The sequence below is a fragment of the Pseudomonas sp. MWU16-30323 genome, from assembly GCF_020515595.1.
Taxonomy (GTDB): Bacteria; Pseudomonadota; Gammaproteobacteria; order Pseudomonadales; family Pseudomonadaceae; genus Aquipseudomonas; species Aquipseudomonas yamanorum.
The window spans coordinates 213,698-227,670 of record NZ_JAIWYM010000009.1; the positions used below are offsets into that span (position 1 = coordinate 213,698).

Sequence of the window (13,973 nt, forward strand, 5' to 3'; positions counted from 1 at the left end):
AAGTTCACAGCAAGGCTAAAACGAGGCATCCGCCGGAGAACCCAATGAAGCCCCGCGACGCTTTTTTTGCCTGCCTGGAACGGTCACCGCCCGCGCTGTTTGAAGCCGCGCTGTGGATGGCGGCCGAGCACGACCCGGCGGTGGACCCCGTGGCCATCCTGCAGGACTTCAAGGTGTTGCAGCAGTTGGTCAGCCTCAGCCTGCCGGTGCTGCCGGCGGATGAACTCGGGCAACCCTTGCTGCGGCGCATGAATGACCTGGGGTTCGCCCAGGACGACCACACCCCGCTGCGCCCCGCCGCCGCCCTGCTGGACAAGGTGTTGAAGCGCAAACGCGGGCAGCCGCTGGCCCTGGGGCTGATTGCGCTGGAGCTGGCACGACGCCTGGACATTCCGCTGGTCGGCGTCAACTTCCCGGGGCACTTCCTGTTGCGGGTGCCGGGTGCCGATCACCTGCTCGACCCGTGCGGCGGCCGACGTCTGTACCCCAACGATTGCCGCGACCTGCTGACTCGCCAGTACGGCCCCAATCTCAAGTTGCAGGCCGACCACCTGCACACTGCCGAGCCGCGATCAATCCTGCAACGGCTGTCACGCAATCTGCGCCAGTTGCACCTGTCCAACGACGACCACCTGGCCGCCCTGGTGGACGCCGAACGCGTGCTGGAGCTGGGCAATGCCAGCGCCGCCGATTACCTGGCCCGGGCCAGTTTGTATCAGCGTCTGGATTGCCCGAATGCCGAGCGTTTTGACCTGGAGCATGCCTTGATGCTCAGCGAAGACCCGATCCAGCGTCTGCGCCTGACCGAACGGCTGGGGCATTTGCCGCCGAACTCTGTGGTGCATTGACTGGCGAGCGCACCTGGATAATCAACAACGCCGCAATCACCGCCGGAATCGCGCAGAAGAAGAAAATCTGCTGCACCGGTATGTGCATCGCCAGCAACAGGCTGCCAAACAATGGCCCCAGGATCGAACCGAACCGCCCGACGCCCAACGCCCAGCCAGTACCGGTGGCCCGTACGTGAGCCGGGTAGAAGTTACTGGCGAACGCGTTCAGGGTCAGTTGACCGCCGATGATGCAGAAGCCCGCCGCAAACACACAGGCCACCAGATAACGCGGGTTGTCGTGATTCAGCCCCAGCAAAATGGTGCACACCGCAGCCGCTGCCAGCACGCCGGACAGCAGGCGGACTTTGCTTTTCAACCGATCGGCAAACCAGGCCATGCCGATGGCGCCCAGTGTCCCGGCGAACAGGAACATCGAGGTCACCAGGTTGGCCTCATTCAGGCCCAGGCCGCTTTCCAGTAACAGCGAAGGCAGCCAGCTGATCATGAAGTACAGCAGGATCAGGCTGACAAAAAACGTCGCCCACAGCAGCAAGGTCGGGCGCGCATAACCATGGCGGAACAGCTCCACCACCGTCAGTTTGCTGCCTTGCTCCTGGCGGTTTTCTGCCTCGCTCGCCGCCGGCGGTTGCCAGCCTGGCAGCATCCGCGCGGTGACTTTTTGCAGGCGCGCGTAAGGCGGCGCGTCACGCAGCAAGCGCGGCAGCGATTCAGGGAGCATCCAGGCGAGAAACGGAAACAACAGCAACGGCGTCACACCACCGGCGAGGAACACCGCCTGCCAGCCAAAGCTGTCGATAAACCCGGCCGCGACAAAACCACCGGCCGCACCGCCGAAAGAGAAGCCACAGGCCGCCAGCGTCACCATCAAGGTTCGCATGCGTGGCGGCGAATACTCCGACATCAAGGCCATGGCGCTGGGCATTGCACCGCCCATGCCGATGCCGCAGATGAAACGGGCGGCCATCAAGGTATTCAGGGAATTGGCGAACACCATCAGCACCGTGAGGCTGGCGTAGATCAGCACGCAGCACAGCAGGATGCGCCGTACACCGAAGCGGTCCGCCAGCGGTGTGACGGCCAGGGAACCGAGGGTCAGCCCCAGCAGGTTGGCGCTGAACACCGGGCCAAAGGCGGCCTTTTCCAGGCCCCAGTCCTTGGCCAGCGCCGGGACTACATAGCCCAGGACTTGGGCGTCGTAACCGTCGGTGACCAGCAACAATGCCAGCAACAGGAGAATCAACCACTGATAGCGCGACACCGGGCGGGCGTCGAGTGCCGCACGAAAGCTGGCAATCTGATTGTGCATCGCAAGGGACCTGTATTGTTTTTATAGTGGTGTAGATCGTTCCCACGCTCCGCGTGGGAACGATCAGACTGGAGGGGTATCCGGTTGGTTGGCGGGATGAGCCGCCATGAACGCCGGATGCTGCGCCGCCAATCCCGCTACCCGCTGAATGCGCGGGTACGCCGCCAGCGACACCTTGAACCGCTCGGCCGCATACAACTGTGGGATCAAAAACGTATCCGCCATCCCCGGCTGCTCGCCAAAGCAATACCCCTGATCACCGATCAACTGCTCCACCGCCGCCAGTCCCTGGCTGATCCAGTGCCCGATCCACTCCAGCACTTGCGCCTCATCGTGCCCCCACTGTTTGAGCAGATTCTGGGTACTGGAGTTGTGCAGCGGATGAATGTCGCAACCGATGATCGACGCCACCGCGCGCTCATGAGCGCGGGTCGCCAGATCCGTGGAGAGCAACGGCGCCTGTGGATAACGTTCCTCCAGGTACTCGATGATTGCCGGCGACTGGATCAACACATCACCTTCATCAGTGCGCAAGGCCGGCACACGACCCTGCGGGTTGATCGCCAGGTATTCCGGCTGGCGGTTGGCGCCGCCCTTGGGCACCAGCAGGTTGACCGGAACGGCGGTGAAGTCCAGGCCCTTGAGGGCCAGCGCGATCCGCACCCGGTAGGACGAAGTGGAGCGGTAGTAGGTATAGAGTTCCATGCCCCTGCCCTCTTAGCGCGCCGCGACCACGGTACCCCGGCATTCGCCGAAGCCGATGGAGGCAAACCCGTCGCGGCTGCAGCGGGCGCGCAGGATGATTTCGTCGCCGTCTTCGAGGAATTTACGCACTTCGCCGGAGGCCAGTTCGATCGGCTTTTTACCGCCTTCGGTGATTTCCAGCAGGCTGCCGAACTGACCCGCTTCCGGCCCCGACAAGGTGCCCGAACCGAACAGGTCACCGGCCTGCAACTGGCAGCCGTTGACGCTGTGGTGCGCAACCATTTGTGCGACGGTCCAGTACATGTGCTGGGTGTTGCTCAGGGTCAAGCGATGGGCCGGCAGGTTCTGCTCACGCATCGAGGCGGTGGTCAGCAGCACTTCCAGTTCGATATCAAAACCACCGGCCGCCTGGTCGCGCTTGTCCAGCAGGTACGGCAGGGGTTGCGGGTCGCCTTGAGGGCGCGCCGGTTGTGCCTTGCGGAAGGGTTCCAGGGCTTCAGCGGTCACCACCCATGGCGAAATGCTGGTGATAAAACTCTTCGACAGGAACGGGCCCAGCGGCTGGTATTCCCAGGCCTGGATATCCCGCGCCGACCAGTCGTTGAGCAGGCAGAAACCAGCGATGTGATCAGCGGCGTCGCCGATGGCAATCGAGTCGCCCATGGCATTGCCCTGGCCGATCCAGATGCCCAGCTCCAGCTCGTAGTCCAGGCGTGCGCAAGGGCCGAAGGTCGGCTCGGTTTGACCGGCTGGCAGCGTCTGGCCTTTAGGGCGGCGCACATCGGTGCCCGACGGGCGAATGGTCGACGCACGGCCGTGATAACCGATCGGCACATATTTGTAGTTGGGCAGCAGCGGGTTATCGGGACGGAACAGTTTGCCGACGTTTTGCGCGTGCTCGATGCCGACGTAGAAGTCGGTGTAATCATTGATTTTGGCCGGCAGGTGCATCTGGCAAGCGGCAGCCGGGTGCAGCGCTGATTGCAGTTTGCCTTGCAGGTCGCTGCCTTCCGCCAGCAGTTCCAGCAGGCGTTCACGCAGGGCCACACGCGGGCCACGGCCCAGTTCAAAAAACGCATTCAGTTGGCCACCAGCAGTGGCTTCAACGGCACGGCGGGCCTCGCCCTCAAAGAACTCCAAAGCAGCCTGCAGATCGAAAACATGGTCGCCGATCGCCACGCCACTGCGCGGTGCAGCGCCGTTAACGCTGAACACACCCAACGGCAGGTTTTGCAGCGGGAAATCCCGGTGACCGTTGGCGGAAGCCACCCAACTGCGGGTGAGATTAGGCTGAGTCATGGGTTATCTCCGATTCGGGTTGAAGGTTGCAGGGAGCGAGGCCCAGCAAGCGTCGTAAGCAGGTTGCAACTGTGAGCATTCCAGCGCGAATTGTGTAGGGCGCAGCACCTGGCTGGTCTCGAACATGAAGGCCATGGTGTTATCAATCTTGTGGGGCTCAAGCGTCGCGTTGATGGCCTTGGTGCAGGTCTCGCCATCCGGGCCATGGGCGCTCATGCAGCTGTGCAACGACGCGCCGCCGGGCACGAAGCCTTCGGCCTTGGCATCGTAGGCGCCCTGGATCAGGCCCATGTACTCATTCATCAGGTTGCGGTGGAACCACGGTGGCCGGAATGTGTTTTCGGCGACCATCCAGCGGGGCGGGAAGATCACGAAGTCGAGGTTGGCCAGGCCGTGCACACTGGTGGGCGAGGTCAATACGGTGAAGATCGACGGGTCCGGGTGATCGAAACTCACGGTGCCGATGGTGTTGAAGCGGCGCAGGTCGTATTTGTACGGCACGTTATTGCCGTGCCACGCCACCACATTTAGCGGCGAATGGTCCAGCTGGCAGCCCCAGAGTTCACCGAGGAATTTCTGCACCAGTAGGGTCGGTTGCTTGAGGTCTTCGTAGTGAGCGACGGGGGTGAGGAAATCCCGTGGGTTGGCCAGCCCGTTACTGCCGATTGGCCCAAGGTCCGGCAGGCGCAGCGGTGCGCCATGGTTTTCGGCGACGTAGCCGCGAGCTTGTGCGTCCAGCAGCTCGACACGGAATTTCAGGCCGCGGGGCAGCACGACAATTTCCAGCGGTTCCACTTCCAGCACACCCAGTTCGCTGGCGATGCGCAGGCGGCCCTGCTCGGGAACGATCAACAGTTCGCCGTCGGCGTTGAAGAACACGCGGTCCATGGAGCGATTGGCGCGGTAGGTGTAGATGCTGATGCCCGAAGGTTTTTCTGACCCGGCGTTGGCGACCATGCCGACAAGCCCGTCGATGAAATCTGTCGGCTCAGCGGGAATGTCCAATGGGTTCCAACGCAGGCGATTGGGCGTCACGGCGCCCAGCGGGCCACCGGCCAATTGCCGTTCCAGCTTGACGAACGCCGGGTGATTGGCCGACGGCTGGATGCGATACAGCCAGGTGCGTCGGGCTTCGCTGCGGGCCATGGTGAAGGCGGTGCCGGAGAAGAGTTCGGTGTACAGCCCGTAGGGCGCTTTCTGCGGGGCGTTCTGGCCAACCGGCAGTGCGCCGGGCAGGGCTTCGCTGGCAAATTCATTGCCGAAGCCTGATTGGTATTCGAGGGTCATGGATCGTCCTCTGAGCGGAAGTTGTTTTTATCGTAATCCAGTTACGCATAACGTAATTTGATACCTGTTGACCGTCAAGCTATAAAGACGCCCATTCGTCTTTCGGATTCATGCCCTCCATGGAAAAGCCGCCCGCCCCCCGCGACACCGGTAAACAGAAAGTCCGCTCGGCTGAAGTGGGCACCGACATCCTCAAGGCCCTGGCTGAACTGTCGCCGGCTACCTCGTTGTCGCGCCTGGCCGAACATGTGCAAATGCCGGCGAGCAAGGTCCACCGCTATTTGCAGGCGCTGATCGCTTCAGGTTTTGCCGAACAGAACACCGCCACCAACCATTACGGCCTGGGCCGCGAAGCCTTGCGCGTGGGGCTGGCCGCGCTGGGCAGCATGGACGTGCTGAAAGTCGCCGCCCTGCCCCTGGCGGAACTGCGGGACGAGTTGAATGAAACCTGCTTCCTGGCCGTTTGGGGCAACCAGGGCGCGACCGTGGTGCATATCGAGCCGGCAGTGCGCGCGGTGACGGTGGTGACGCAATTGGGCTCGGTGTTGCCGCTGCTCAGTTCGTCCACCGGGCTGGTGTTCAGCGCCTTCCTGCCGTCGCGGGAAACCGTGGACTTGCGGGAGCGGGAGATTCACGCGGGCATCGCCCATGCGTTGGCGGATGACCAGGCCTACGCCACCACCTGCGAGCAGATCCGCCAGCGTGGCCTGCACTTTGTGCACGGTTTGCTGATGCCGGGTGTGGACGCGTTATCGGCGCCGGTGTTCAACGCGGTCGGGCAAGTGGCGGCGGTATTGACCGTGGTGGGGCCGACGTCGCTGTTCCATGCCGATGAAGACGGCCCGGCGGCGAAGCGTTTGTTGGCGGCCACCCAGGCGGTGAGTTGGCGGATGGGTTATCAGCTTCCCTGACACAACGCCGCTCAACTGTGGGAGCTGGCTTGCCTGCGATCGCGGTGCATCAGGTTAGCTGTCTGTCACTGACACACCGTCATCGCGGGCAAGCCCGGCTCCCACATTAGCCTGCATTGATTTCGAGATGAGAGTTCAGGCCATCAACCCCAAGGTCTTGGCCTTGGCCACCGCCTGGGTACGCCGCTCCACCCCCAACTTGCTATGAATCCTCCGGGCATGGGTCTTCACCGTGTGCAGCGAGATAAACAACTGCCCGGCGATTTCCAGATTGGAATTGCCCTGGGCAATCAGTTGCAGCACCTCAAGCTCGCGCTGGCTCAGAGGGTTTTCCCCCGCCGTCGCCAGACACTCTTGCGGCTCCAGCCCCAGCGCACTCAACAACCCCGGCTGCCGGAGGCGCAACTCGCGAATCGCCTGTTGTACCTGGCAACGCCCTGCCAGCTCCAACCCGGCCTCCAGGGAGCGCACGGCCAACGGTCGATCGCCGACCTGCCAGGCCACTTCCCCCAACACCAAGTGCAACTCCGCCTCCAGGCACAGCATGCCGCGCTGACGGGCAGTCTCCAGTAACGCACGCAAGCGGGCGACAGGCTCTTCGGCGCGGTGCAATTTCACTTCGGCCAACACCTGCAAATACTCAAGGCGCGGGATCAGCTCCAGGGTGGCCGGCGGCGCCTGTTTGGCCTTCGGCCCCCGGTAGTGACGCAGCACGCGGGTCACCGCTTCCAGGGTCAGTTCGGCGCGGCCCTGTTGCAGCCAGAAATGCCCGCTGAGCAACAGCAACACGGCGCGGTACACGGTGTCGGGCACCTGGCGTTGCTGCATCAGGCGCTCGGCGTCCCGCAACTGGATAAACGCCTCGGCGTAATCGCCTTTGTTGGCGGCCAATAAAGCCAGACCGAGGTAGCCATAGAGCACGCGCTTGTCCTGGCTGTGCAAACACATGCCCAGGCCGGATTCGAAGCATTCGGCGGCCACGGCGTCGTGGCCCTGGCGCAGGGCCAAATGCCCCCGTCGCAACAAAATCCGCCCCACCAACGGCCCGGCCTTGAGTCGCTGTTGCACCAGCATGCGCTGCACGTTTTCCAGCAGGCTCTGGGCCCGATACGGCGCGCCGCGCTGTTCCAGCAACTGCGCATGATCCAGTTCCAGCAGCGCCTCCAGCAGCAGTGAGCCATGGGACCGGGCCAGGCACAACGCCTCGCGGTTCAGCGCCTGGGCCACGTCCAGTTCGCCACGCAGCAAGGCTTGCTGGGTCAGGCCCGACAGGCACATCAAGCGCGAGGTCCAGGCGCTCTCGGGCAAGTCTTGCAGGGCTTCAAGAAAATGCTCCCGGGCCCGTGCGGCTTCGCCGCCAAGATGCAGCAGCCAACCCCATTGCGCCTGCCAGCGAGCCAGCAGATAGCGCTGCGCATGCGCAGTCGGTTGCGGGGTGAAACGCGCCAGTTGATCGATGCATAAGGCCGCCTGGTCGAAGCGCCCGGCAAACAGCAACGCCGCCGTTACCAAGCCCACCAGTTGCGCCGAACCCAGCATCAATTCATCGCCATGCTGCTCATGCAGCCGCAACAGCAGCAAGGCGTTTTGCTGGCGGAACAAATCTTCAAAACTGAAGTGCTGCAACAGGCTCACGGCCACCTCGTACTCTTCGGCCAGCAGCGCTTGCTCAAACGCGGCTTGCCAGTCCTCGGCGGCGGTAAACCATTGGCAGGCGCGACGGTGCCAGGAGCGCTTGGCCGGCCAGGGTTCGTCGCGCATGAGCTGCGCCAACGGCGGAAAGATTTGCAGCCAGTCGGTGGAGCCCTCCCAGGGTTCGATAAAGGCGCCCAACGTCTGCAAGTCACGCAGATAATCACCGAAGCCGAACAGGTGATCACACAGGCTCGGGTTGAAACGTGGCAGGTGCGCAAGCACACGCCAGGCTTCGGCCAACTCCGGGGCCAGGCCGCTGAACAGCTCGTGTTGCAGGTAGTCGAGCAAGGTTTTGTCGGGGTGCCCGTCGCCTTCAAGCAATGCGATGCGCACGCCGGCGCACCAGCCGGCGCTGAACTTAAGCACCTTGTCGACGCAGGGCCCGGCCAAGTGCTGGATCTCGCTGTGATCAAACGCCAGCTCGGCCGCGTTGCACTCCCACAATTCATCGTCGAGTAACAGGCGTGGCCAATTGCACGCTGGCCGCCGCCGCGCACCAATCCACCAGGTTAATACGGGACTGCTGGCCGCCAGAATGCGATCGAGCAATGCATCCAGTTCAGGCGCCGGCACTCGGCAGAAGTCATCGAGAAACAGCCAGGCCGGCGCTTGCCAGCGATTGAGGGCCAGCAGCAGCCTGGGTTCGTCGACAAAATCCAGGCCGAGGCTTTGGGCCAGACGCTGACACAAATCCAAGGCCGCCCCATTGAGCGGCAACCAATACACCTGGCAATCCGCAGGCGCCTGTAATGCGCATTCGGCAAGCAACGCGCTCTTGCCACTGCCGGCCGGGGCGCAGAGCAACTTCACCCGCGCCGAGGCGTTGAGCAAAGGCCCGGCCAAACGCGGGCGTAGCAGATGATGGGGAGACAAACGTGGCATGAATCCAGGACGATCCAGACAACGGGTCATGGCGGTCATTACTGCGTCCCTGTTTTTTATTATTAGGCGGCGTGCCCCCTACCCTAGTCCTGTGGCTGGCGGTTGTTGAGGAGTATTCAGCAGACTGATTGCCGGGCATATGTTCCAAAGGTGGAACACAGTAAATGTGGGAGCGGGCTTGCTCGCGAAGGCGGAGTGTCAGTCACCGGATTATTGACTGATACACCGCTTTCGCGAGCAAGCCCGCTCCCACAGTTTGACCGTATTTCAATCAGGTTTTAGCGCACGCCTTCAGAGCGCAAGGCTGCTGGCGTGTAATCCGCCGCCTTGGCCGCAAAGCCGAACACGAAGCTGCTCTTCTCTTCGTTCTTCATCCCCAGGGCGATGTAGCGCCCGGCGATGATGTCGTACAGGGTTTCGACGGTGTAGGCCGGCACCTGGTGGTCGTAGTAGAACTGCGCGTGACCTTCAGCGACCCGCCACAGTTGGCCACGGCCGTCGTAGTGATCCACCAATGCCACTTGCCAGCTGTCTTCGTCGATGTACATGTGGCGCTTGGCGTAGATGTGCCGCTCGCTCGGCTTGACGGTGCCGATCACTTCCCAGACCCGATGCAGCTCGTAGCGGGTCAAATCCTGGTTGATGTGGCCGGCCTTGATGATGTCGTCGTACTTGAGGGTCGGCGAATCGAGCTTGTAGCTGTTGTAGGGGATGTACATCTCCTTCTTGCCCACCAGCTTCCAGTCGTAGCGGTCCGGGGCGCCGGAGAACATGTCGAAGTTATCCGAGGTGCGCAGGCCGTCGGCGGCGGTGCCCGGCCCGTCGTAGGCCACTTGCGGCGCACGGCGTACCCGGCGCTGGCCGGCGTTGTAGACCCAGGCCAGCCGCGGCTCCTTCACCTGGTCGAGGGTTTCGTGCACCAGCAGCACGTTGCCGGCCAAGCGCGCCGGGGCGGTCACCGACTGCTTGAAGAAGGTCAGCACGTTGGCGCCCTTGACCGGGTCCATGTCCGGGATCAGTTGCGGCACGGCCACTTCTTCTTCGAAGCGGATCGGCGTGTAGCTGCCATTGGTCTGCGGCGTGGCCTGGGTGATAATGCGGCGCAGGTTGCCGCCGTGGTAACGGGTGATGTGGTTCCACAGCACTTCCACGCCGTTCTTCGGAATCGGGAAGGCGTAGTAGCGGTTGCCGGTGAAGTTCTCCAGGCCATTGCCGTCGTTGATCGCATGCACGTTCAGCGCGCTGCGCTTGATCGACTCGTAGATCTCCGGTGGCAGGTTGACCGTGCGGTGGGTCGGATACACCGGGATCTTGTAGGTTTGCGGGTAGCGCTTGAACATCGCCACCTGGCCTTCGGACAGTTTGTCCTTGTACTTGTCGACCGTGGCGGCGGTGATCACGAACAGCGGTTTCTCACTGGCAAACGGGTCGGCGAGGAAGCCTTTGCTGTCCACCGCCCCGGCGTTTTTCGGGATGCCACCGGTCCATGCCGGGATCGAACCGTCGGCGTTGCCGGCCTTCTCGGCGCCCACCGGGGTCAGGGTGGTGCCGAGCTTGGCCGCTTCTTCCGGCGACACCGCAGCCATCACGTTGGCCGCCAACAGGCTCAGGGCCAACACGCCGCATTGCAGAATCATCTTGCGCATAGTCTCTTGTCCTTACTTAAGCCAAATCAGAAGTTCACGCCAAAGCTGAGGGCGATGAAGTCGCGATCGGTGAGGGTGTTGTAGTCACCGCCAAAAAAGTCGGTGTAGCTCAGGCTCGCGGTGTAGGTGTTGCGGTAGTCCGCATCCACGCCGACGCTGATGGCCTTGGCACCTTCGTTGAACAGGCCGTTGGGGCCATAGCCGCTGACATCCTGGGACCACGACACGTTGGGCTTGAGGTTGACCCCGGCGAACACGTTGTTGTAATCGAGGATCGCCCGGGCGCGATAACCCCAGGAGTTGGCCGTGACAAAGCCGTCGGTGTCGCCGCCGAAGCCGTATTGGCCGTAGACCGAATCGCGGCCATAACGCAGCTTGGATTTCGCCTCCAGCCCGCCCACATGCACGAAGGCCGCTTCGCCCACCAGGGTCAGGCGTTCGGCGCCCAGCACCTGGTCGAAGAACTGGGTCATGGTGCTCTGGATCTGGGTGATTTCCTTGCGGCGGTAGCCGGCGTTGTCGCCACCGAACGTACTTCTGATCGGTGAGGCGGTTGGGGACAACGGCGTCACCAGGGCCAGGGTCAGGTCAGTGGTGTTCAGTTGTACCGGAGCATTGGGGCGATAACTGATCTCACCAGTCCACGCGGTGCCGGTAGGCAAGGTGGTGGAGAAACTGGCGCCGAACAGGCGGATATTTTCCGGGTAGTCGAGGTAATACTGGCCATTCCCGAGCAGCGCGCTGGTGGCCAGGCCGACGCCATTGCCTGGGGCAAGTGCGTTGCCGGTATTGATGATTCTGCCAAGCGTCGCCAGGTTGGTGTTTGCGGTGATGGTGCCCACCGTCGGCGTGCGGCTGTGGTAGTTCATGAAGTACAAGCCGTACTCGGTGTCATCCCCCAGCCAGCGCAAGGCTGCGCCAAACTGGCCGCCATCACGGGCTTCACGATCCGGCGCACGCTGCACCACTACGCCTTCTTTCGTGACCTGGAAGCCTTGGCCAAACGCCGCCGCTACGGGTTGCAACGGCGCAATCGCCGGGCTGCCGACGGTGTAGTTACTGTTACAGCCGTGGGCCACCACGTCGTTGCCGAAGAAAGTGCCGCAGTTGTCCACCACGGTGTTTTCCCAGTTCAACTGGTAGAAACCTTCCACGCTGAGTTGGTTGGTGAGGCTTTGGGAAGCGAACACCATGTTGACCGGAATCAGGCCTTCCTTGATCTCGGCACCGGGCCGGCGGAACGCGGAAACGTCGATAGGGTTGATGCTGTTGATGGAGTTGCCGATGAATGTACTTTCACCCCAACTGACCACCTGCTTGCCGACGCGCACGTTGCCCGGCAAATCGCCGATGGAGTAGTTGTGATAGACGAAGGCATCGAGTAACTCGTAGCCGGAAGAGCGCGCACCTTCGTCGCGGTGGTTATTGCTGATCTGCTTGAATTCGCGGTCTTCGTCCTGCAGTTCGAAGTCGTACCAGTACTTGCCGCGCACGAACACGCCGCTGTCGCCGTACTTGAGCTCCAGGTCGTGGATGCCCTTGAAGATCTTGGAGAAGGTCTCGCCCTTCTTGAAGTTCAGGCGGCCGTCATCGCCGGTGGACGCCTGGCCGGTGCCGCCGTTGGGAATACCCACCAGCTTCTTGTCGGCGTCACGCATGCCCCAGCTGGCACCGACCGACAGCGAGGAATCGAATTGCCCTTCGATCTCGCCGATGTTGAACGAAACAGCCTGCGCCTGGGCACAGCAGCCCAAAGCAACCGCAGCGGCCAGCGCCTGTGGCCTGAAGATGGCGCGCATTGTTGTTCTTGTCATGCGTCTTCCCCGGTGGTGTGACAGAAGGCCCCACCCTACTGCCCGCGATCAGGAGCGATAAGCGCACCAAGGAGGTATTCGTGTTGTCGCTCGAAAGGATGAAGGGGCGCTCTGGCCGGGGTATTGGCGAGGGCATGGACGAGATGGATGAAGGATTATCAGGAGGATGGATGGGGCCTTCTCGCCACTGTTGCCGGTTTGGTAACAGTCCTTGTCTCGAATCGCTATTTTTCATTTTGTAACAAAAGCCTATTCTTGCTTGGCTTTCAGGGCAAACCGCCCGCTTCCAGAACCTGGAAGAACAGCAAGTTTTTATGGATTGATCAATACTTTCAATCTGTTACTGGTGTTCACTGACGTTGATTTATTGCTCCTTGATCAAACGTCTTACTTCAGCCGCTGCCTTTGCAGCGGCTTTTTTTATGCCTGAAATAAACCGGGGCGCCATGGCGCCCCGGTTGATTAAAACTTTTTCATGCAACGATCACAGGCTGTATTTCTGCAGATTGGCCATCATCTCCTTCAAGGCTTCGATGTTGTCCTTGGGGTGAGCGGCCCCGTCGAAGTCGCAGATTTGCTGCCAATGGGCGGCGACGTCATCCGGCGAGAAACCGGCCTCAGGGTCGAACCCAATACCCAGGCTGCGTTCCCAGCGGGTCTTGCCGATCCAGCCACCGCCCACCTCGAATAGCCCGGAGGTTTCCTGGCACGCCTCGCTGCCCAGGTACACCACCAATGGGCTGACCAGTTCCGGCTTGAGGCGTTCGAAGACTTGCGGCGGGATCAGGCCTTCGGTCATGCGTGTGCCGCCGGTGGGTGCGATGGCGTTGACCAGGATGTTGTTCTTGCGGCCTTCCAGCGCCAGGGTGCGGGTCAAGCCGTACAGGCCGAGCTTGGCCATGCCGTAGTTGGACTGGCCAAAGTTGCCGTAGATGCCTGAGGTGGAGGCGGTGAAGATCACCCGGCCGTAGGCTTGCTCGCGCAGGTGGGGCCAGGCGGCGCGGGTGACTTTGTAGGCGCCTTCGACGTGCACGCGGTAGACCAGGTCCCAGTCGCTGTCTTCCATTTTGTGGAAGGTTTTGTCCCGCAGGATGCCGGCGTTGTTGACGACGACGTCGATGCGGCCGAAGGCGTCGAGGGCGTTCTGGACGATTTTGTCGCCGTCGGTGACGGAGTCGTGGTTGGCTTCGGCGATACCGCCGGCCTCGCGGATTTCGGCCACGACGCGGTCGGCCGCCGAGGCGTTGGCGCCTTCGCCCTGGGTTGAGCCGCCAAGATCGTTGACCAGCACTTTGGCGCCGTGTTTGGCGAACAGCAGTGCGTGGGCGCGGCCTAATCCGCCGCCGGCACCGGTGACGATCACGACCTTGTCTTGGAACTGCACAGGCTCACTCATTGGGGACTCCAGGGGCGATTAGGGGTGGATGGGTTGAGTGTCAGGCACGGGGCTTGTAGTCACAATAAATACGGTTGGGGGTGAATGGTGCGCGATAAGGCTGGGGGATGATTGGCGGGGCCTCGGGGGTGAGTACATATCCGTTATTTAGGTAACGGCCGCTTATGGTTCCGCTCTTACA

General features: G+C 62.1%; 10 protein-coding genes. 2 read left to right on the forward strand and 8 right to left on the reverse strand.

Annotation, left to right across the window (positions count from 1 at the left end; all coding sequences use genetic code 11):
• Positions 1-44 precede the first annotated feature (44 nt).
• The gene (locus LIY45_RS13870; RefSeq protein WP_017476041.1) at positions 45-848 is read left to right on the forward strand and encodes a transglutaminase family protein; all 804 of its coding nucleotides are present in this window, start codon (positions 45-47) and stop codon (positions 846-848) included.
• Here the strand turns inward: LIY45_RS13870 and LIY45_RS13875 are convergent.
• The 4 genes from LIY45_RS13875 to hmgA form a co-directional block, all read right to left on the reverse strand.
• On the reverse strand, positions 772-2,157 hold the full coding sequence (locus LIY45_RS13875) for an aromatic acid/H+ symport family MFS transporter (protein WP_226476659.1): 1,386 nt from the start codon (positions 2,155-2,157) through the stop codon (positions 772-774). The genes LIY45_RS13870 and LIY45_RS13875 overlap by 77 nt on opposite strands.
• 63 nt (positions 2,158-2,220) lie before the next feature.
• Positions 2,221-2,862: a maleylacetoacetate isomerase gene (gene maiA, locus LIY45_RS13880; protein ID WP_226476660.1), complete on the reverse strand. Its 642-nt coding sequence runs from the start codon at positions 2,860-2,862 to the stop codon at positions 2,221-2,223.
• A gap of 12 nt (positions 2,863-2,874) precedes the next feature.
• Complete coding sequence (fahA, locus tag LIY45_RS13885; protein ID WP_226476661.1) at positions 2,875-4,161, reverse strand: fumarylacetoacetase; 1,287 nt, start codon at positions 4,159-4,161, stop codon at positions 2,875-2,877.
• A 3-nt stretch (positions 4,162-4,164) separates the two neighbouring features.
• Positions 4,165-5,448, reverse strand: a complete 1,284-nt coding sequence (hmgA, locus tag LIY45_RS13890; RefSeq protein WP_226476662.1) for a homogentisate 1,2-dioxygenase — start codon at positions 5,446-5,448, stop codon at positions 4,165-4,167.
• Positions 5,449-5,567: 119 nt separating this feature from the next.
• Here hmgA and LIY45_RS13895 point away from each other — a divergent pair, with 119 nt between their 5' ends.
• Positions 5,568-6,359: an IclR family transcriptional regulator gene (locus LIY45_RS13895; RefSeq protein ID WP_226476663.1), complete on the forward strand. Its 792-nt coding sequence runs from the start codon at positions 5,568-5,570 to the stop codon at positions 6,357-6,359.
• Positions 6,360-6,494: 135 nt separating this feature from the next.
• Here the strand turns inward: LIY45_RS13895 and LIY45_RS13900 are convergent, their stop codons facing one another.
• From LIY45_RS13900 to LIY45_RS13915, 4 genes are all read right to left on the reverse strand, one after another.
• The gene (locus LIY45_RS13900; protein ID WP_226476664.1) at positions 6,495-8,975 is read right to left on the reverse strand and encodes a LuxR C-terminal-related transcriptional regulator; all 2,481 of its coding nucleotides are present in this window, start codon (positions 8,973-8,975) and stop codon (positions 6,495-6,497) included.
• A gap of 239 nt (positions 8,976-9,214) precedes the next feature.
• On the reverse strand, positions 9,215-10,582 hold the full coding sequence (locus LIY45_RS13905) for a DUF1329 domain-containing protein (RefSeq protein ID WP_017476034.1): 1,368 nt from the start codon (positions 10,580-10,582) through the stop codon (positions 9,215-9,217).
• 26 nt (positions 10,583-10,608) lie between these two features.
• A complete protein-coding gene (locus LIY45_RS13910; protein ID WP_226476665.1) occupies positions 10,609-12,396 on the reverse strand; it encodes a DUF1302 domain-containing protein in 1,788 nt (595 codons plus the stop codon).
• A 484-nt stretch (positions 12,397-12,880) separates the two neighbouring features.
• Positions 12,881-13,792 carry an SDR family oxidoreductase gene (locus tag LIY45_RS13915; RefSeq protein WP_226476666.1) on the reverse strand — a complete coding sequence of 304 codons (912 nt, stop codon included), beginning with the start codon at positions 13,790-13,792 and terminating at the stop codon, positions 12,881-12,883.
• Between the last annotated feature and the right edge of the window lie 181 nt (positions 13,793-13,973).